Raw genomic sequence first — 18,580 nt, forward strand, 5'->3', positions numbered from 1 at the left:
ATAGAAGGATCCGTTCGCGCTTGGTCCGGGGCTAGGGGCGCCGGCTCAGGAAGCCGGCTGCTTCTCCCCGGCTTCGATCCGCGCGTCCAGGCTGTTGTTCCGCACCGGCATGGGGCACGTGCCGTAGGGCGTGAAGGCACTGGGGTAGTTGATGGCGCGGTTGAAGTCCAGGACCACGGAGCCGTCCGGGCGCGGGCGCGCGGTGGACACCTTGCGCCATTCGTCAGTCGTGTCGCCATTCGTCTCGTCATGGAACGTGACTGTCAGGGCGCCGAGCTTCTCCTCCTCGGCATGGAGCCGGTACTCGTGGTCCTTGCCGGGCAGCCGGAACACCAGTTCGCCAACGCTGCGGTGCACCCCGTCCACCAGCGGATTGGCCGTGGAAATGGGCACGTCCACAGGTTCCGGGTAGGCCTCGAATTTGGCCTCCACCGCAAGGTCGGGCCGGTAATCGAAGGTGGGCACGCCGTCGAACTCGGTGAACACCGGCGACGCGGAATCCCGGGTGCGGACCGCATACCTGTCTGCGCGCATCGCCAGTTCCACCACAACCTGCCGGCCGTCCGCGCCCCCGAACTGCACCCACATGAGTGACTCCTCATTGGCGAGCCGCGCAGTGATCGTCCCCGCCACCGGCTCCCCGGTCTCCACGAGCGTCAGCCCGGCGGACGCCGCGGCGGTGAGCGTCGCCGTCGTGCCGTCCGCTGACCACAGTCCGGGGACGAGGTCGATGGCGGCCGGCTGGCTTTCCAGCCACTGGAAGGAGGTGAGTGTGAGCCAGCCATGCTCGGCCGCGAGTGCGGTGTTGCGGCCTTTGCGGAAGCGGAGCCAGCGCTCCAGCTGGGCGTCTGCTGCAGTGCTCATGTGTCCTCCAACGGTGTATGCCAACCCGGCCAGCTTAGGGGTCAACCCTGGGCGGCGGGGCTTCATTCCGGCGGCGTGCCCGGCGGTGCGACGGGGCCTGGGACGCGGGGCTCCCCGTCCACGCTCCCCGGCTGGGAACTGCGCTCCCCGGCCGGCGGGCGGCAGGCGTAGCCTTAGCGTATGGCCTTGGACGCTGTTCTGACGGTGCTGGTTTGTGTTGCCATCGTGTGGGCGCTGACCCTCGCGGGGATGGCTGTGCAGAAGCGGGGCGTCGATCCGAAAGGTGCCGCGGGAACGCTGGGCAGCGCCCTGGCAGGGTTCGATCCGGCCACCGGCACCCCGACGCATTCGGAGGCCCTGGCGGCGCGGGAGGAACAGAAACGAAAGCGGCATGAAGCGCCCAGCGCGGGTCCCGGACCGGAGGCGAACGGTCCGTATTCGGGCCGGATCCAGTTGCCCGCGGCCCCTTTACAGCCACCGGCCGCTCCGGTTCAAGGGCCCGACAACATCTGAGACATATTCCCGGGCTCCGGCCGGCTGCGGGTAACATCCCATAGGAACAGTAACCGGGCTCACAGTATCCAGCGCAGTGTACGAGCCAAAGTCGAACACTCGAAAGATAGTTTCCATGGCTGACACTGCAATGAATTCAGAAACAGATCTCGCCGCCGAACTCCGTGCGGACGTACGCCGCGTCTCCACCCTGCTGGGCGAATCCCTGGTCCGCCAGCACGGCCCTGAACTCCTCGACCTGGTGGAGCAGGTGCGACTGCTCACCAAGGAATCCAAGGAAGCCGCCAGGGGCGGCGCGGAGGCCACCGGCCCGTGGAGCGCGCACGACGTCGTTGCCCAGGTCCGCGAGCTGCTCGCCTCCCTGCCGCTCGAGCAGGCGACCGACCTGGTCCGCGCCTTCGCCTTCTACTTCCACCTCGCCAACGCCGCCGAACAGGTCCACCGGGTCCGCGGGCTTCGCACCCGGCAGGAGAAGGACGGCTGGCTGGCCAAGGCCGTCGAGGACATCGCGGGGCAGGCCGGCCCGGCGGTGCTGCAGGAAGTCGTCAACGAGCTCGATGTGCGCCCGATCTTCACCGCGCACCCCACCGAGGCCTCCCGCCGCTCCGTGCTGGACAAGATCCGCAAGCTCTCGGACGTGCTGGCCCAGCCCACCGAGGAGGGCACCAGCGCCCGGCGCCGGCAGGACCGCCAGCTGTCCGAAATGATCGACCAGATGTGGCAGACGGACGAACTGCGCCAGGTGCGGCCCACCCCCGTGGACGAGGCCCGCAACGCCATCTACTACCTCGACAGCATCCTGACGGACGCGCTGCCGGAGATGCTGACGGATTTCTCGGAACTCCTCGGCGAACACGGCGTCACCCTGCCCGCCCAGAACGCCCCGATCCGGTTCGGCTCCTGGATCGGCGGTGACCGTGACGGCAACCCCAACGTCACCGCCGCCGTCACGCACGAGATTTTGCAGCTGCAGAACCAGCATGCGGTCCGGATCAGCATTGCCATGATCGACGAACTCATCTCTGTCCTGTCCAACTCCACTGCGCTCGCCGGCGCAGACCAGGCGCTCCTCGATTCGATCGACGCTGACCTCGCGAAGCTTCCCGGCCTGGACCGCCGCATCCTGGAACTCAACGCCCAGGAGCCCTACCGGCTGAAGCTGACCTGCATCAAGGCCAAGCTCATCAACACAGGCAAGCGGGTGGCCTCGGGGTCCAGGCACCAGCCGGGGCGCGACTACACCTCCACCGAGGAGCTCATCGGCGAACTCGAGCTGCTTGAACTGTCCCTGCGCAACCATTCGGCGTCCCTCGCCGCGGACGGCGCGCTGGCACGTGTCCGCCGGGCCATCGCCTCCTTCGGCCTCCACCTGGCCACGCTCGACATCCGCGAGCACGCCGACTACCACCATGACGCCGTCGGGCAGCTCATGGACCGCCTCGGCGGTCCCGGCATCCGCTATGCAGAACTGACCCGGGGCGAGCGCCTCGAGGTCCTGAGCGCCGAACTGGCCTCCCGCCGTCCGCTCTCCGGCCACCCGATCAAGCTCGACGGCGCCGCTGACGGCACGTACGACGTCTTCCGTGAGATCCGCCGCGCCCTGCGCACGTACGGCCCGGACGTCATCGAGACCTACATCATCTCCATGACCCGAGGCGCTGACGACGTCCTGGCCGCTGCCGTCCTGGCGCGCGAGGCCGGCCTGGTCAGCATCTTCGGCGACGCCCCGTACGCCAAGATCGGCTTCGCGCCGCTGCTGGAAACCGTCGAGGAACTGCGTGCCTCGGCGGAGATCGTTGACCAGCTGCTGTCCGACCCGTCCTACCGCGAGCTGGTCCGGCTGCGCGGGGACGTCCAGGAGGTCATGCTCGGCTACTCGGACTCCAACAAGGAATCCGGCGTGATGACCAGCCAGTGGGAAATCCACAAGACCCAGAGGAAGCTGCGCGACATCGCCTCCAAGCACGGCGTCCGCGTGCGCCTGTTCCACGGCCGCGGTGGTTCCGTGGGCCGCGGCGGCGGACCTACTTACGACGCCATCATGGCGCAGCCGAATGGTGTCCTCGAGGGCGAAATCAAGTTCACCGAACAGGGCGAGGTCATCTCGGACAAGTACTCCCTGCCGGAACTTGCGCGGGAAAACCTGGAGCTGTCCCTCGCTGCCGTGCTGCAGGGGTCTGCGCTGCACCGCACGCCGCGCACCTCGGACGACCAGCGGGAGCGGTTCGGACATGTCATGGAAACCATCTCCGACGCCGCGTTCGCCCGCTACCGCAGCCTCATCGACCACCCGGACCTGCCGGCGTACTTCCTGGCCTCGACGCCGGTGGAGCAGCTCGGTTCACTGAACATAGGTTCCCGCCCGTCCAAGCGACCGGATTCCGGTGCCGGGCTGGGCGGCCTGCGTGCCATCCCGTGGGTATTCGGCTGGACCCAGTCCCGGCAGATCGTGCCGGGCTGGTTCGGCGTCGGCTCCGGGCTGAAGGCCGCACGGGAAGCCGGGAACTCCGCCCAGCTCGTGGAGATGATGCACGGCTGGCACTTCTTCCGCTCGGTGCTGTCCAACGTGGAGATGACCCTCGCGAAGACGGACCTGGAGATCGCCGGATACTACGTGGACACCCTGGTCCCGGCGGAACTGCACCACCTCTTCCGCGCCATCCGCGACGAATACGAGCTCACCGTCGCAGAGATCCAGAACCTCACTGGCGAGAACCTGCTCCTGGATGCCCAGCCCACGCTCAAGCGGTCCCTGGAAATCCGTGACCAGTACCTCGACCCGATCAGCTACCTCCAGGTGGAACTGCTCCGCCGCGTGCGGGCAGAAGGTGCCAGCATTACCGCGGGCGAGATCGACGAGCGCCTGCAGCGGGCCATGCTCATCACCGTCAACGGCGTGGCAGCAGGCCTCCGCAACACCGGGTAGCCCGCACTGCCCGGACGCTTCCTCACCTTTCGTCGGTTCTTTCCGGACGCTTCCTCACCCGCTGCGGGAGGGTTTGGCTTGAGGCGGCAGGATCTGCGGGAGGGTTTGGCTTGAAGCGACGGGATGTGAGGGAGCGTCGGTGGAATTGCTGCGAAAAGTGAGGAAGCGTCAGTTGCCGTAGTGCACCACAATGGTCCGGCGGAGCGTGCCGCCGGGGGAACCGGGGGAACCGGCGGTATCAGCGTCGGGGGAGCTGTCGGAGTACGGGACCGTGCTCACGCGCACGCCGTAGAGGGCAGAGAGTTCGGCGTCGGTCAGGAGTTCCGCAGCGTGGCCGGTCCGCACACCCGAGTGGCCCAGCAGGACCACCCGGTCGGCCAGGTGCAGGGCATGATCGGGATGGTGGGTGCTCAGGAGCAGGGCCATGCCGTCGGCCATCAGTTCGCGCAGCAGCGTCAGGACGCGCGCCTGGTTCTTGAGGTCCAGGCCGGTGGCGGGCTCATCCAGCACCAGGATGGGTGAGCCGGCGGCGATGGCCCTGGCGATAAGAATTAGCTGCTGCTCGCCGCCGCTGAGGGTGGGGAAACGCCGGTCCCGCAGCCCGGCCGCGCCCACCCGCTCCATCGCCTCCAGCGCTGCGTCGTGGTCGGATGGCCCGGGTGTCCGGAACACGCCAACGTGCCGTGCCCGCCCCATGAGGACCATGTCGAGCGCCCGGTAGGCAAAGGCACTGCCGTGGGCCTGCGGGACGTAGCCGGCGCTCTCACTGCGCCGGACCGTTCCCTCCTGCGGCTCCAGCAACCCGGCGGCACAGCGCACCAGCGTGGTCTTGCCGCTGCCGTTGGGACCCAACACGGCGGTGGCGGTCCCCGGCGGCACCCGGAAGGTGACGCCCCGGAACACCCAGTCCCGGGACGAGTAGCCGAAGCCCACGCTGTCGAGCTCAAGCACTGTCCCAGACCTTCTCCCGGTTCCGGCGCAGGAGCAGGAAGAACACGGGCGCGCCGATCAGGGCGGTGAGGACGCCGAGCGGGATCTCCCCGGCGGTGGCGGTGCGGGCAATGGTGTCCACTAAGACGATGTAGGCGCCGCCGAGCAGGAAGGAGACGGGCAGGAGGACACGGTGGTCCGGCCCCACCCACATCCGGGCAAGGTGCGGGATCACCAGGCCCACCCAGCTGACGGCGCCGCTGACCGCCACCGCGCCGGCCACGATCAGGGCCACCGCCACGAGCACCACCCAGCGGAGCGGGCGCGGGCGCACACCCAGGGCGGCCGCGTCCTCGTCGCCGAGCGACAGTACGTTGATCCGCCAGCGCAGGGCCACGAGGACGGCGGCCCCGCCAAGGACAGGGATCAGGGCCACCGCTACTTTGGCGAAGGTTGCCGTGGATACGCTGCCCAGCAGCCAGAAGACGATGGCGGGCAGCGTGGTGTTCGGGTCCGCAACGTAGGTCACCAGGGCCACCAGGGCGGAGAAAAATGATCCCGTGACAACGCCGCCGAGCACGATCATGAGCATCGGCGTCCCCGCGCGGCCCGAGGTGATCAGGAACAGGGTCCCGAGTGCCAGCAGCCCGCACACGAAGGAGCCGCCCACCAGGAGGAGCGGACCCAGTCCGAGCAGCAGCGTCAGGGCTCCGCCGAAGGATGCGCCGGCGGACACACCGATGATCTCGGGGCTTACCAGGGGATTGCGGAAAATGGCCTGCAGCGCTGCGCCGCCTATCGCCAGGCCGCCACCCACCAGCAAAGCGAGCAGGACCCGGGGCAGCCGGACCAGCAGGACCACGTTCTGTTCGGTGCCGCTGGCTTCAACCGGGGCCGGCACGAGCTGTGCGGTCAGGATCTGGACCACGTGGTCCAGCGGCACGCTGTACCGCCCCACTGCCAGCGCCAGCACCGCCACCGCGGCAAGGAAGCAGGCAGTGAGGGCGATGGGAAGGACGACGGCGGGTTCCCGCCGTCGTTCCGCCGCACCGCGTTCCGCTGCGCCCCCCGCGGTGGAAGCCGGGCCCGCCCGCGGCAATGCCGGCTGTGCCGGCTGCGCCGGCCGCAGCGGGGGCCTAACCGCACCCAGCTTCTCCGGACCCAAGTTGCCGGGCCACCGCTTTCGCAAGCGCGGGGAACCTGCCTCATCAAGCATTGAACTGCCGGTAGTTGGCGGACTGCCCGTTCTCCGCGGTCCAGAGAATCTTGTCCAGTTCACTGTCGGTGAGTTCGTGGTTGTACAGGGACCTGAAGTATTCGGAAGCCTTGCTCCGCACCGCCGACTTCTCCTGCGGGAAGGCGATGTCGCCCAGCCAGTGCCACATCAGCGGCGACTCCTGCCCGGGCGGATCCCAGCGGTAGCCGCCCAACGGGACTTTGTATACGCGCTTCGCTCGGACCGCAGCCACGTTTTGCCACACCGGTTCCGAGTAGATGTCCTGCGGCATGGCGGCGTCGAAGTTGCCCAGCAGGATGACCTCGGGGTCCCAGCGCAGGACCTGCTCGATGTCCACGCCCACCATGCCGGAACCGGACAGCGGGTCCTTGCCTGTTGGCGGGTTGGAGCCGCCCACGAGCTTGATATAGAAGTCGTTGTAGCTGTTGGCGCCGGCGACCTTGAGCCCGCCGGTGAAGCGGTTGAAGTACAGGATGCTCGGGCCCTTGGACGCGCGCCCGGCCGCCAGGGACTTGACCTCGGCAAGTTCCCGGTCGCTGCGGGTTTTGAGCTCTGTGGCACGTTCGGGCTTGCCGAGCATGGCGGCGAACATGGCGGCCCAGGCGTCCACATCCTCCTGCGTGCCGGAGTTTTTCAGCCCCAGAACCTTAAGTCCGGCCTTCTCCAGGGGCTCGATGAGCTGCGCGTCCGACCATTGGACCACCACGTCCGGGTTGAGGGCCCGGATGCTTTCAACGTTGGCGGTGAAGTCCTGGGTGGCGATGTCGTGCGGGAGGTCCAGGGCGGCGGGAAACATGGAACCCATGATTCCGTCGCGCATGGCCACCCAGGAGGCGTTGTGCACGGCCGCGAGATGGTCGGCACTGCGGTCGACGGCGACCAGCAGGGACGCCGACGGCATCGGGATGGTCACCACCCGGGCCACCGGCCGGTCAAAGGACAGCGTCCGGCCGCGCTGGTCCGTGAAGCTGATGCTTTTGGTGCTGCCCGCGGGGGACGACGGCGGGGCAGCGCCGGATGTTCCGCATCCGGCGAGCAAGGCGGCGGAGCCGCCCGCAATAAACACCTGTAGGGCGGCGCGGCGGTTTAGGTCTGCAGCTGTCATCGTTGACTCCCTACGCGTGGGTCTTCACAGCATCCGCTTCAAGGGCAGGGCTGTCAACGCTTTATCCTGCGTTCGGCGAAGGGCCGGTCTCGCTGCCCGGACCTGCCGGCCCGCGGCCGGTCCCTTGTCGGCGCCAAGGCCCAGTGCTACCTTCAGAAGACGCTCGCAGAAGGTGGCCACAAGATGGTTATCGATGGTGCCCAGTTGTTCGTCCGCTATGCCTATCCGCCCAATTCACGGGGCAGCTGCGGCCCGCCGGACAGCGACGCCCTGCTGCACTACGGGCAGTCCGGCGTCACGGACCAGGGGCTCCGCGAACTGGCCAAGGGATTTGCCGGAGCCTGGCCCTACCTCGAACTGATCGCCGGATCTCACGGCATCGCGGACCCGCTGGACGCCCGCGTGGTGGAGGCCTACTGGGTGGGCAACAGCCTCCTGGATACCGTCGGCATCACCAACCTCGGCAATTCCATGGAGGACAGGTTCCGGGCCCGCACCGGACGGCAGTTCCCGCATCTGGTGGAAGGCGTCCTGGCGGGCGGGGTCCCGCACCACAGTTTCCACGTGTTCGAAATCTACCCGTGGCTGGGCCTGCTCCGCGACGAACGCCGGCACGCCACCGCGCTGAACGTGCTGGACAGGTGCCGGATCCGCTGGGGGCAGGTGCTCGCGATCTCCGGGGACGACGCCGTCGTGCGGTCGCGGCCGCTGGTATGGGACGGCACAGCCCTGGACGTTGGCGAGCCCGTGGTGGAATCGGCCAAGTTTGCCGTGAACGGAACCGGTTTCGTGGCCGGGCTGGCCGTAGGCGACGTCGTCTCACTGCACTGGGACTGGGTGTGTGACCGCCTCTCCACCCACCAGCTGCAGCAGCTCAAGCACTTTACGGCGCGGCACCTCCGGATTGCCAACAGCGGCGTCGAGCACCGCGGCGCAGCCATAGCGCTCGAACACTAGCGCCGAGCAGTAGCGCCCGGCCACCAACCCTGCGGGCAGCCTCGGCGGCCGGTTACGGTGACTGCGGCGCGGCGCCGTCGGGATGCTCGGGGGTCTTGACGGCCGTCGCATCGCGGGCGGACGACTCGCCGGTTGGCCGGCCGGCAGGCGAATCATCGGTTCCCGTGTGCTCGCGTCCCGGTTCGGTGCCCTCCTCCTTGATGACGTCCTCGCCCCTGCGGGTGGTGCTGACGCCGACGCCGGCCGGAGCGGGTGCCGCGTCTTCAGGGGTTTCGTCCGCTCCGGGCTGGGCTGGTTCCTTCAGCGGCGGTTCGCTGCCGAAAGCCCGCGCTGTCCCTGGTGCGGTGCCCGATGCCGTGCCCTTTTCGGTTTCCTGGGCGGCGCCCGTTTCCTCGCCGGCGGGATCAGGCTGGTTCGTGGGTGACATGCTGCTCTCCTTGTGGTGGTTGTGCCGGCTGGGATCCGGGTCCGGTGTCCGCCGGGCGGCCCATCAGCTCCAGTCCTTCCATGGCTTGTTCCGCGCCCGCGGCGTCCACGCGTTCCAGCGCGAAGCCCATGTGGATCAGGACCCACGTGCCGGGTTCCAGGGGCCCCTCATCCAGCAGCCCAATGTTGATCTTCCGCTGCACTCCAGCCACATCGACGAGTGCGAGCTGGCCGCCGTACCCCTCGAGGAGTTCAACGACCCTGCCGGGTATTCCGAGGCACATGTACAGACCGCCTTAGCTTGCAGTGGAAGAGTGCCGGCCGAGCAGGGACCCGACGGCGGCGGCCGCCTTGGGCACCGCCGCGGCCACCGCTGCCGAGAGGCCGATGCCTTCGGACAGGTTTGCGGGGACACAACCCACCACATATGTGGCAGGCAGGGTACCGCCCATGGAACGAAGCCGGCCCAGCACAGTCGCCGGGTCCATGCCGTGGGGATCGAGCATGGCCCTGCCGTTCAGGTCCGCAGCGCTGACCCGCAGCACACGGATGCTTCCGGGGGCCGAGTTCCCGTCCGCAGGCACCGTGTCCACGAGGACCAGGGTGTCGACGCCGGCCAAGAGATCGTAGGCCAGATGCATGCCGCGGATGCCGTAGTCCACCACGCGGACGCCGGGGGCCAGCGGCTGCGGATGGTCGGCGAGGTGCCGTGCCACTTCAGGGCCGAAGCCGTCGTCGTGCAGGAACAGGTTACCCACGCCAGCCACGAGGACGCCGCCTGTGCGCTCGCCGTCCCCAGTCGGGGCGGTCCCCTGTGCGGCGGTCCGGGCCCTGCTGTCGGCAGTCACATCCGCCGCACTTTCATGTACCGCCGGATATCCGGAACTGCGCGGATCCCGACGTAGATGCCCCAGAGGGCCATCGCTGCCAGCACAGAAACAGTGGCCATTCCTATTGCCTTCATTACGGGTTTTCCTTTCCGTCCAGCGGCTCCAGTTCGTCGGGCGCGTAGTAGAAGGACCGGCCGTAGCCCTCATGGAGATCGGCCGCCGGATCTTGTTCAAGGACGAGCCCTACGTGGGTGCTGCCATCGACGTCGAAGTGCACGCTGGTGACCCGCCCGGTCTGTCCACCGAAGAACAGGTCCTGGGCGTCGGCGCGCCGCTTCGGGTGCACGCGCACGCGGCTGCCGCGCGCCACGGCGACGCCGTTGATCACGACGGCGTCCTGGTCTGGCCGGACACTGGCCTCCGCCTCCGGATTCCACCATGGAACGTCCTGGCTGGCCGTGCTCCACGATTCGGCCGGGGCGTAGTCATCGGGATCCGCGGCGAACGCGCGCGGGTTCCGCAGGGCGCCGTGCAGCTGCTGGAGGTCCTCCGGTGACATCGCCTCGCAGCGGTCGATGACGGCGGCGGCCCGCGGGTCCGTCGCCCGCGCCTCGGCCTTTTCCGCGTCGGTCAGCGTCAGCACCCGCAGCGTGAGGATCTCGTCGATCTCGGTGGAGTCGTACAGCGCCACCGAACTTTCCGGGGCCACGGCGGGATGGTCGTAGAGAATGATGGGCGAGATCAGCAGCACGTCAGTCTGGCCTTCGGGGCCGGCAAGCACAGGCCAGCCACGGTGCTGGGAACACCGCCCGGCTGCCTGCTGTGCCCACTGCGGCGGGTCCAGCAGTGAGACGAAATCCCCGTCCCGCACGCCGAGCAACACGTGCGCCCCGATGAAGGAGACCGCGGTGGCGTCCTGCCGGTTCCCGGCCGGCAGGGGGTGGGACGGCAGTGGATTGGCCGTGTTGGCCGCGGTGACGCTGAGCCGCAGCAGCCCACCGGACTCTTCGGCGGCGGTCAGCCGCAGTTCGCCGCGGAGAGCACGACGGCGGCGCACCAGCCGGCCGCCCGGCCCCCCGGCGTCGTCCTTGAGTTCCTCGACGTCGAGTCCCTCCGGGACCTCCACGGGCAGGACCTGTCCGGCCCGGAGCTGGGCCACGGAGAACGGCCCGAACGCCACTTCCTGTTCAACGGCCTCGTCCCAGCTCAGCCAGTTCGCGGCGCCCACGGCGAGGCTGTCCACGGGAGTGAACCCGCCGCCGTCGTCCGCTTTTTCGGCTGTGCGCGTCTGCAGGTGCAGGAAGCGGAAGTGGATTTCAAGCCCGGCCTGGGCTCCCGGGGCAAGAAGGCAGTCGGCGGACATGGACGGTTCCTCCCCGCTGCCGGCCTCTGCGGCGCCCGGCGGACCCAGGATCCCGAACTGCCAGCGGGCCTGGTTCTTTTGGGCGGAGGCGCGGTAGGGGTAAAGCAGGTATCCCTCGTAGAGGACGGCATCGGCGACGGCACGGGCAAGGGCCAAGCTGGTGTTCATGGCCGCTCTCCCGACACATCGGCGGTGGCCTGGGCCAGCAGCTTCTCCACTGCGGCTTCCCAGGACGTGAGGCCCGCGGCGGACTTGTACCGGGCGAGTGCGGCCAGAACGTCGCGGTCCAGGCGGATCCATCCGGCGTTGGGGAAATACTGGTCCATCAGGCTGCGCCAGGCGGCGACGGGTAGCTTGTAGGACGCTTCAAGGTCCCACGGCACCTGTTCCACGGTGAACCCCGTCTGCCCTTTAGTGAACACGGTGCCGGAAAACAGCAGCTCCAGCGGTATCTCGCCGTCGCGCAGGGCATGCAGGTATTTGGCGGCGGCCACGTCGAAATCAAACGTGCAGGGCAGCGGGAGATCCGCCTCGGTGCTGCCCGTGAACCCCTGCACCATGGTGCTGCACTGCATCCACAGGAATGACTTCAGTGTGGTGGGCCAGCGTCCGCGGCCGCCGAAGAGGTCCAGCAGGCCAGCCTCCTCCTCGGGCGCGTAGCCGCGGCGCTGCGGCAGGATCCGGACCTGGCAGCGCAGCGCCACTGCGTGCACCACGGCCCCCGTGCCCTCCGTCAGCCGCAGCCTGGCCGTCAGTTGCGGGGCGGCGGCGTAGGGTTCGGGCCGGATCTCCAGCACGGCGAAGGAAAGCTCGGTCACCGGAAGCCTCCCGTCCCGGCGGAATCTGCCGGCGCCTGAACGCTGCGGCGGGCGATCCGATCGAAGAATGCCGCGAGCTCATCGCGCGCCTCCTGGCCGCCGTCGAACCCCCGCCAGAGGCGGCGCAGCCGGCCCACCAGCTCGTAGCAGGCGTCCACCGGAACCAGGTGGCAGTCCGCGGCGGCCCTGCCCGGACCCGGGCCGCGGATTAGCAGCGCCTCGGTGTCCGGCGCCGCGAGGCCGAGGGCCGGGTTGCGGGCCAGCACGTTGTCCCAGGCGGCGAGGGGCAGTTCCGATTCCGTGGCCCCGGCCGGGCCAGGGTAGAACGCCACCGTGCGGCCGAGTTTGGAACTGCGGAAGAAGAACGCCAGACCCACCGGAATTTCCAGTTCGTCCCACTGCCCAAGGCCGAGATCGAAGCCGGGGAAGGAGAGGTACCTGTCCGGCACCGAGCGGTAGCGCATATGGGCGGTCGCATCGGTGAAGAGGAGGTAGCAGGGGCGGCAGGTGCACATCATCGCGTGGCTCTCCAGGTCCACCACGTGCTGGTGTGCGTCGGAAATCGGTTCGCCGCACATTTCGCAGCATTCCCCGGCGGCGGGAGCGGGCCGGTTCGCGGAAATCCGCCGCAGTAAGGCCACCGGCAAGGCGCCGTCGGCCTGGCCGGTTCCCGGGCCGCGCCCTGTACCTGCTCCGTTCTCCACGTTCATTTCAGCGGTCCTGTCCGCCGGCTGCCTGCAGTTCCGGGGCCATGCCGGGCGCCGGCGTCGGGATGGGCACAGACACTCCAGCCGCAGGTGCTGGCGGCATGGACACCGCGGCAGGCACGGACACCGCCGCAGGCAAGGACACCGCCGCAGACACCGGGGCCGGTTCCGCCGGTTCCGGTACAGGCGCGGCCGGGACGGGTTCCAGCCCGGCCGGTGTCACCAGCGGGATTGCCTGCACCGGCGTCACGGCTGCCAAGGCTGCCGGGGCTGCCGGCAGGGGCGCAACAGGCAACGGCGCGGACTGCACGGACACGGTCGGGACTGCCACGGACATCACTCCGTTCCGGACCAGCAGCGGAAGCGGCTCCAAGTGCAGGTCCTTGTCCTCGAGGCAGGTGCCTGCCCGCCGCACGTCAAAGTGGCCGCGGCAGGTGGGGCAGGTGAGCAGGCCTCCGCCAACCGGTGCCGCGAGGGCGCGCTGCAGCACGGCGCCGGCCATCGAACCGGTGCAGCGCGGGCAGTAGTCGCGGTAGGCGTAGATGTCCTGACCTGTCCGGCAGGCCAACACCGGGTAGCCGCCGACCAGGAAGCCTGCCACCTCGCCGGGTTCGAGGCCGGCGACCTCTGGAACCGGTTCCCACGTGCCGCCGGACATGTCGTGCCAGGATTCGGCGGGCGTGCCGCCCGCCGGATTGTTCAACCGGACCAGCAACGAGTCCACCGGAATCAGCGCCGGGGCGCCCGGCTGTTTTTCCGCTTCGACGACGTCGATGGCCGTCACCTCGGGGGCCGCGTTCTGGATGGCCTCCTCGACGGCGTACTTGAGGGTGACGGACGACGACGGGCAGCCCTGGCAGGTGCCGAGCAGCTTGAGCCGCACCACGCCGTCGGGGCTGATGCCCTCCAGTTCCACGTCGCCGCCGTGGGAGCCCAGGTAGGGCCGTACACTGTCCAGCGCCGCGGCCACCCGTGCCTCCAGGGAATGGGGGTGCAGCCCGTGGATCACCAGGAGGCCGGCCACCAGGCTGTCCGCAGTCAGCGCCTCCAGAGTGGCGTCGTCGAGTTTTCCCCGGGCCTGCAGGATCTCCATGATCCGCTGCAGTCCGGCGCCGTAGAGGTCTGTCACCTGCCGGACCAGGTCCTCCGCACGGCCGCGGGCCACCGCCCCGCCGGCGCCGAGGGCGTCAAGGAGTGTGCCGATTTGGTCGCCGTTCTGCAGCGGCGGCCTGTCCCCGGCGAGCATGGCCTACTCGCCGGTCAGGGTCTGGGTGGGGGAGTGGAGCATGTCCAGCGTCTGCCCGTTGCCCAGGTACATGTGGACACCGCAGGGCAGGCAGGGATCGAAGCTGCGGACGGTGCGCATGATGTCGATGCCCTTGAAATGCTCCCGGTCGTTCTCCTCGAAGATCGGCTGCCCCTGGACCGCGTCCTCATAGGGGCCGGTCACGCCGTTGGAGTCGGTGGGGCTGGCATTCCAGGGGGTGGGCGGGTAGGGGTGGTAGTTGGCGATCTTGCCGTCGCGGATCACCATGTGGTGGGACAGGACACCGCGGACCGCCTCGGTGAAGCCGCAGCCGATGCCTTCGTCGGGGACCTCGAAGGTTTCCCACGTCTTGGTGCGGCCGGCCCGGATTTCCTCCAGGGCCTTTTCCGCGAAATGCAGCGCGGCGGCTGCAGCATAGGCCTGGAAGTAGGTGCGGGCGCGGTTGCGTTCGAGCGTGTTGCTCCACTGCGGAATGTTCCACTCGAAGGACACAGGCCCCTTCAGCGCGGTCTTGGGCAGGTTGATCTGGACGCTGCGGCCGGTGGCCTTGATGTAGCCGATGTCCACCAGCCCGGCCAGTGCCGTTGCCCAGAGGCGCGCCAGCGGGCCGCCACCGGTGTCCAGTGCCAGGTTGTCCTGGCCGTCAAACCAGCGCGGCGACATGACCCAGCTGTACTTTTCGGAGAGGTCGCGCTTTTGCGGCCGCGGGTTAGTGTGCTGGTTCCAGGGATGCCTGCGGTCCACGGGATTGCCCAGCGGATCATGGCTCACGAACATTTCCTGGTCTTCCCAGTCCTCGTAGTAGGAGGAGCCCAGCATGATCCGGATGCCCAGGTTGATCCGCACCAGGTCCGTGGTGACCAGTTTTCCGTCCACCACCACGCCCGGGGTGACGAACATCTTCCGGCCCCACTCGGTCATGTCCTTGTACTCGAAGTTGCAGTAGTCCGGGTCCTGCAGCGATCCCCAGCAGCCCAGCAGCGTCCGCCGCAGCCCCACCTGTTCGTAGCCCGGCAGTGCCTCGTAGAAGAAATCGAACAGGTCGTCGTGCATCGGGACGACCTTCTTCATGAACTCGACGTAGCGCATGAGCCGGGTGAGATAGTCGGTCATCAGCTGGATGGTGGCCACTGTACCCACGCCGCCCGGATAGAGCGTGGAGGGGTGCACGTGGCGGCCCTCCATAAGGCAGAACATCTCACGGGTGAGCCGGCTGACCTGCAGCGCTTCACGGTAGAACTCGCCGGTGAAGGGATTCAGCGAGCGCATGATGTCGGCGATGGTCCGGTAGCCGTGGTCGGCCTCGTGCGGCGCCCTGGTGTTCTCCGCCTTGGCCAGGACGCCGGGGTTGGTCTCGGAGACCATCTTTTCGCAGTAGTCCACGCCCACCAGGTTTTCCTGGAAGATGTTGTGGTCGAACATGTACTCGGCGGCTTCGCCCATGTTGACTATCCATTCGCCCAGGTTCGGGGGCTTGACGCCGTAGGCCATGTTTTGCGTATAGCAGGAGCACGTGGCGTGATTGTCGCCGCAGATCCCGCAGATACGGCTGGTGATGAAGTGGGCGTCCCTCGGGTCCTTGCCTTTCATGAAGATGGAGTAGCCACGGAAGATCGAGGAGGTGCTCTTGCATTCCACGACCTGCTTGTTCTCGAAGTCGATCTTGGTGTAGATGCCGAGGCTGCCGACGATCCTGGTGATGGGGTCCCAGTTCATCTCCACCAGGTTGGTGTTACCCGTTCCGCTTCCGGAGCCCATGGGAATTGTGGACGTCATTGTCTTCGCCTGTCTGGAATTGGATGGGTTACCAGGTGCGCCGGGCCCCGGTGAGGAGCTCGGTTCCGGGCCGGCGCCACTTGGGCTCCTGGTCCAGGGTGTGCGTCGTGATGCCCCGCAGGGTCCGGATCGCGGAGCCGTAGGGACGGATGGTGCTGGTGGAGAACTTGCCGCCGGGAGGCTCATCCATGAAGGGCATGAACTTGTCCGGGAAGCCCGGCATGGTGCAGCCGATGCAGATGCCGCCGACGTTGGGGCAGCCGCCGATGCCGTTCATCCAGCCGCGCTTGGGCACGTTGCACTTCACCACGGGACCCCAGCAGCCGAGCTTGACGATGCACTTGGGGGAGCCGTACTCGGTGGCGAAGTCGCCCTGCTCGTAGTAGCCGGCCCGGTCGCAGCCCTCGTGGACCGTCTTGCCGAACAGCCACGTGGGACGCAGTGCCTCATCCAGCGGAATCATCGGTGCCTGGCCGGTGGCCTGGTAGAGCAGGTACGTCATGGTTTCAGATAGGTTGTCAGGCTGGATCGGGCATCCGGGCACGCACACGATGGGAATGCCGGCCTTGGACTTCCAGTCGTAGCCAAGGTAGTCCGGCACGCCCATGGCGCCGGTCGGGTTGCCGGCCATGGCGTGGATGCCGCCGTAGGTTGCGCATGTTCCGGCGGCGATGATCGCGGTGGCCTTTGGTGCCAGGCGGTCCAGCCACTCGCTGGTGGTGATGGGCTGGCCGGTCTCGAGGTCGTTGCCGAACCCGCACCAGTAGCCGCCGGGGTCATGGAGTTTCTCGTTGGGAATGGATCCCTCGACCACCAGCACGAACGGTTCAAGTTCGCCCCGGTCCGCCTTGCGGAACCATTCCAGGAAATCGTCGGCCCCTTCCTGCGGGCCGCATTCAAAGTCGATCAGTGGCCAGTGCATGGCGATCTTGGGCAGGCCGGGCAGCGCCCCGAGGGCGATTTCCTCGACGCTCGGCTGGGTGGCCGCGGTCAGGGCGACCGAGTCGCCGTCACAACTGAGCCCTGCGTTGATCCACAGCACGTGGATGAGGGCTTCTTCGGCCTTGAGGGAAGTTTCCGTAGGCATCGTTGCCTCTTTCAGTGCCCCTGCTGGGGCTCAGTGTGCTTTTGTCAGGGCGCCGGTCAAAGGAACTGACCGGGCTGTCCCGGAGGTTGGCGCCGCCGCTTGGGAGGTGGCGCCGTCGAGCCAGCCGTACCAGGCGGCGAGGCCTTCGCCGGTGGTGGCGGACAGCGTGAGGAATTCGGCCCGCGGATTGATCTGCCGGATGCGGCGCAGGCACTCGTCGACGTCGAAGTCGACGTAGGGGAGCAGGTCCGACTTGTTGACGATCACGAGGTCGGCTGCCATAAACATGTGCGGGTATTTCTGGGGTTTGTCATCACCTTCCGTTACCGAGACGATCACCACCTTGGCCGTTTCGCCGAGGTCAAAAAGCGCGGGGCAGACGAGGTTGCCCACATTTTCAATGAAGACCGTGGAGCCCGGCTCCGGGGACAGCGCATCGAGGCCGTGCCGCAGCATGTCGGCGTCGAGATGGCAGCCGGCTCCGGTGTTGATCTGGATGACGGGGCGCCCCGTGGCCCGGATGCGGTCCGCGTCGAGGGACGTCTCCTGGTCCCCTTCGATGACACCTGCGTCCAGGCGCCCGCCGAGCTCCGTCAGCGTGCGGACCAGGAGAGTGGTCTTGCCGGCACCCGGTGAACTCATGACGTTGAAGGCGCGCACCCCCCGGCCGGCAAGCCAGCCGCGGTTCGTGGCGGCCAGCAGGTCGTTCTTGGCCAGCAGGTTCTGCTCGAGCACGATGGTTTCTGTGGCCGGTGCCGCATGGTGGTGCCCGTCGGCGTGCCCGTTGCTGTCTGCATGGTCATGGTTTTCTGCGTGCCCGTGGGAGTGCTCATGCGTGTACGTGCGCCCGTGCTCATCAGTGTGGCTGTGGAGGTGCCCCTGCCCGGGTGTTTGCAGTTCTCCAGCGAGGTTTGAAATGCGGGTGCCGCCCTCGTCGCCGCAACCGCACGTTGTACACATTTCCTATGCCACCTCCACGGACATCAGCATGAGTTCGCGGCCGCTGAGGACTTCGACGTCCGCGCTTCCGCAAGGGCACAGCAGGATGAGATCGCTCAGGGTGAATTCGTCCTGGCAGCTGCGGCACCGTCCGCGGCCCCGCGGTTCGTCGATCTGCAGCCGCGCGCCGGCCAGCGGAGTGCCGGCCGCTGCCACGTCAAAACAAAAACGCACGGCATCAACCAGTACGCCGGAAAGGGGACCGATCTTCAGGTTGACCGCCGTGACCGTCCGTTCACCTGTGCGGTCCAGAACGGCATCAACAAGGCCCTGCGTGATAGAGAGTTCGTGCATAGCGGCACTCCTTCCTGCCAAGATAGGCTCGCTCCCGTAAAAACGCAACCATCCAATCCGGGGCCCGCAGTTCCGGAGCGCGAACGGGCAGTTAATGCCCTGCGGGGGCCGGGCTTTGGGGCGCTAAGTGTCCGTTCGCGCTGAGTCCTTTGCGCCCGGCGCTAGGGTGGGAGGATGCCGTCCTTCCAGACCAGACTCAAGATCACCGGGCTGAAGCCGGGCAACCGTCCCGAGACCGTGATGGACACCGCTGTCGAGTCGCTCAGGTTGCGGCACCATGTGGAGTCGCACCAGCTGGAACTGGCCGGCGGCGTGCCGCAACTGAACCTGCGGTTCCTCGTGGACCCCACCGAATACAACGGTGAGAACAGCGCGGCACGGGCGTCGGCAGCCGTGATGCGCGACGCCGTCGAACGCGTTGCGCTGACAGGCTCGCTTTTGGTGCTCCGCCGCAGCCGCGGCCGCTGGGCGCCCGTTTAAG

Annotated in this window: 20 protein-coding genes; 4 read left to right on the plus strand and 16 right to left on the minus strand. The window is 68.0% G+C overall.

The window, feature by feature from the left end; all coding sequences use genetic code 11:
• Positions 1 to 45: 45 nt before the first annotated feature.
• Positions 46 to 864: a DUF1684 domain-containing protein gene (locus J7I85_RS18515; protein ID WP_214854850.1), complete on the minus strand. Its 819-nt coding sequence runs from the start codon at positions 862 to 864 to the stop codon at positions 46 to 48.
• 180 nt (positions 865 to 1,044) lie between these two features.
• On the opposite strand from J7I85_RS18515, the gene J7I85_RS18520 reads away from it, so the two are divergent.
• Positions 1,045 to 1,377, plus strand: a complete 333-nt coding sequence (locus J7I85_RS18520; protein ID WP_214854852.1) for a hypothetical protein — start codon at positions 1,045 to 1,047, stop codon at positions 1,375 to 1,377.
• A 115-nt stretch (positions 1,378 to 1,492) separates the two neighbouring features.
• A complete protein-coding gene (ppc, locus tag J7I85_RS18525; RefSeq protein ID WP_214854863.1) occupies positions 1,493 to 4,303 on the plus strand; it encodes a phosphoenolpyruvate carboxylase in 2,811 nt (936 codons plus the stop codon).
• A 168-nt stretch (positions 4,304 to 4,471) separates the two neighbouring features.
• Here the strand turns inward: ppc and J7I85_RS18530 are convergent, their stop codons facing one another.
• From J7I85_RS18530 to J7I85_RS18540, 3 genes are read right to left on the minus strand one after another with little or no spacing between them, the layout of a single operon-like run.
• Positions 4,472 to 5,254 carry an ABC transporter ATP-binding protein gene (locus J7I85_RS18530; RefSeq protein WP_214854866.1) on the minus strand — a complete coding sequence of 261 codons (783 nt, stop codon included), beginning with the start codon at positions 5,252 to 5,254 and terminating at the stop codon, positions 4,472 to 4,474.
• Complete coding sequence (locus tag J7I85_RS18535) at positions 5,247 to 6,422, minus strand: iron ABC transporter permease (protein WP_251024544.1); 1,176 nt, start codon at positions 6,420 to 6,422, stop codon at positions 5,247 to 5,249. The genes J7I85_RS18530 and J7I85_RS18535 overlap by 8 nt, the downstream gene beginning before the upstream one ends.
• A gap of 19 nt (positions 6,423 to 6,441) precedes the next feature.
• A complete protein-coding gene (locus J7I85_RS18540) occupies positions 6,442 to 7,575 on the minus strand; it encodes an ABC transporter substrate-binding protein (protein WP_214854887.1) in 1,134 nt (377 codons plus the stop codon).
• Between the two features lie 183 nt (positions 7,576 to 7,758).
• Here J7I85_RS18540 and J7I85_RS18545 point away from each other — a divergent pair, with 183 nt between their 5' ends.
• Positions 7,759 to 8,532 (plus strand): DUF6390 family protein, encoded by a 774-nt coding sequence (locus J7I85_RS18545; protein WP_111902472.1) that lies wholly within the window; start codon positions 7,759 to 7,761, stop codon positions 8,530 to 8,532.
• A 52-nt stretch (positions 8,533 to 8,584) separates the two neighbouring features.
• Here J7I85_RS18545 and J7I85_RS18550 read toward each other — a convergent pair whose 3' ends face one another.
• The 12 genes from J7I85_RS18550 to J7I85_RS18600 are packed head-to-tail and all read right to left on the minus strand — an operon-like array spanning position 8,585 to position 18,099.
• A complete protein-coding gene (locus tag J7I85_RS18550) occupies positions 8,585 to 8,959 on the minus strand; it encodes a hypothetical protein (protein WP_214854891.1) in 375 nt (124 codons plus the stop codon).
• Complete coding sequence (locus J7I85_RS18555; protein WP_214854903.1) at positions 8,937 to 9,242, minus strand: HypC/HybG/HupF family hydrogenase formation chaperone; 306 nt, start codon at positions 9,240 to 9,242, stop codon at positions 8,937 to 8,939. The genes J7I85_RS18550 and J7I85_RS18555 overlap by 23 nt, the downstream gene beginning before the upstream one ends.
• A gap of 12 nt (positions 9,243 to 9,254) precedes the next feature.
• Positions 9,255 to 9,806: a hydrogenase maturation protease gene (locus J7I85_RS18560; RefSeq protein ID WP_214854905.1), complete on the minus strand. Its 552-nt coding sequence runs from the start codon at positions 9,804 to 9,806 to the stop codon at positions 9,255 to 9,257.
• On the minus strand, positions 9,803 to 9,922 hold the full coding sequence (locus J7I85_RS26015) for a hypothetical protein (RefSeq protein WP_373427236.1): 120 nt from the start codon (positions 9,920 to 9,922) through the stop codon (positions 9,803 to 9,805). The genes J7I85_RS18560 and J7I85_RS26015 overlap by 4 nt, the downstream gene beginning before the upstream one ends.
• The gene (locus tag J7I85_RS18565; protein WP_214854908.1) at positions 9,922 to 11,319 is read right to left on the minus strand and encodes a phage tail assembly protein; all 1,398 of its coding nucleotides are present in this window, start codon (positions 11,317 to 11,319) and stop codon (positions 9,922 to 9,924) included. The genes J7I85_RS26015 and J7I85_RS18565 overlap by 1 nt, the downstream gene beginning before the upstream one ends.
• Positions 11,316 to 11,969 carry a DUF6084 family protein gene (locus J7I85_RS18570; RefSeq protein ID WP_214854910.1) on the minus strand — a complete coding sequence of 218 codons (654 nt, stop codon included), beginning with the start codon at positions 11,967 to 11,969 and terminating at the stop codon, positions 11,316 to 11,318. The genes J7I85_RS18565 and J7I85_RS18570 overlap by 4 nt, the downstream gene beginning before the upstream one ends.
• Positions 11,966 to 12,679 carry a DUF5947 family protein gene (locus J7I85_RS18575; protein WP_214854911.1) on the minus strand — a complete coding sequence of 238 codons (714 nt, stop codon included), beginning with the start codon at positions 12,677 to 12,679 and terminating at the stop codon, positions 11,966 to 11,968. The genes J7I85_RS18570 and J7I85_RS18575 overlap by 4 nt, the downstream gene beginning before the upstream one ends.
• A 1-nt stretch (position 12,680) precedes the next feature.
• Entirely contained in the window at positions 12,681 to 13,922 is a 1,242-nt protein-coding gene (locus J7I85_RS18580; RefSeq protein WP_251024545.1) for a NifU family protein, read from the minus strand.
• A 3-nt stretch (positions 13,923 to 13,925) separates the two neighbouring features.
• Positions 13,926 to 15,719 (minus strand): nickel-dependent hydrogenase large subunit, encoded by a 1,794-nt coding sequence (locus J7I85_RS18585; RefSeq protein WP_214854917.1) that lies wholly within the window; start codon positions 15,717 to 15,719, stop codon positions 13,926 to 13,928.
• A gap of 28 nt (positions 15,720 to 15,747) precedes the next feature.
• On the minus strand, positions 15,748 to 16,806 hold the full coding sequence (locus tag J7I85_RS18590; protein WP_214854920.1) for a hydrogenase expression protein HypE: 1,059 nt from the start codon (positions 16,804 to 16,806) through the stop codon (positions 15,748 to 15,750).
• 30 nt (positions 16,807 to 16,836) lie between these two features.
• Positions 16,837 to 17,766: a hydrogenase nickel incorporation protein HypB gene (gene hypB, locus J7I85_RS18595; protein ID WP_214854932.1), complete on the minus strand. Its 930-nt coding sequence runs from the start codon at positions 17,764 to 17,766 to the stop codon at positions 16,837 to 16,839.
• Positions 17,767 to 17,769: 3 nt separating this feature from the next.
• Positions 17,770 to 18,099, minus strand: a complete 330-nt coding sequence (locus J7I85_RS18600) for a hydrogenase maturation nickel metallochaperone HypA (RefSeq protein WP_214854941.1) — start codon at positions 18,097 to 18,099, stop codon at positions 17,770 to 17,772.
• Between the two features lie 174 nt (positions 18,100 to 18,273).
• Here J7I85_RS18600 and J7I85_RS18605 point away from each other — a divergent pair, with 174 nt between their 5' ends.
• Complete coding sequence (locus J7I85_RS18605; protein ID WP_214854943.1) at positions 18,274 to 18,579, plus strand: hypothetical protein; 306 nt, start codon at positions 18,274 to 18,276, stop codon at positions 18,577 to 18,579.
• Position 18,580 lies beyond the last annotated feature (1 nt).

It is taken from the genome of Arthrobacter sp. ISL-65 (genome assembly GCF_018613795.1).
In the GTDB taxonomy this organism is placed as follows: Bacteria; Actinomycetota; Actinomycetes; order Actinomycetales; family Micrococcaceae; genus Arthrobacter.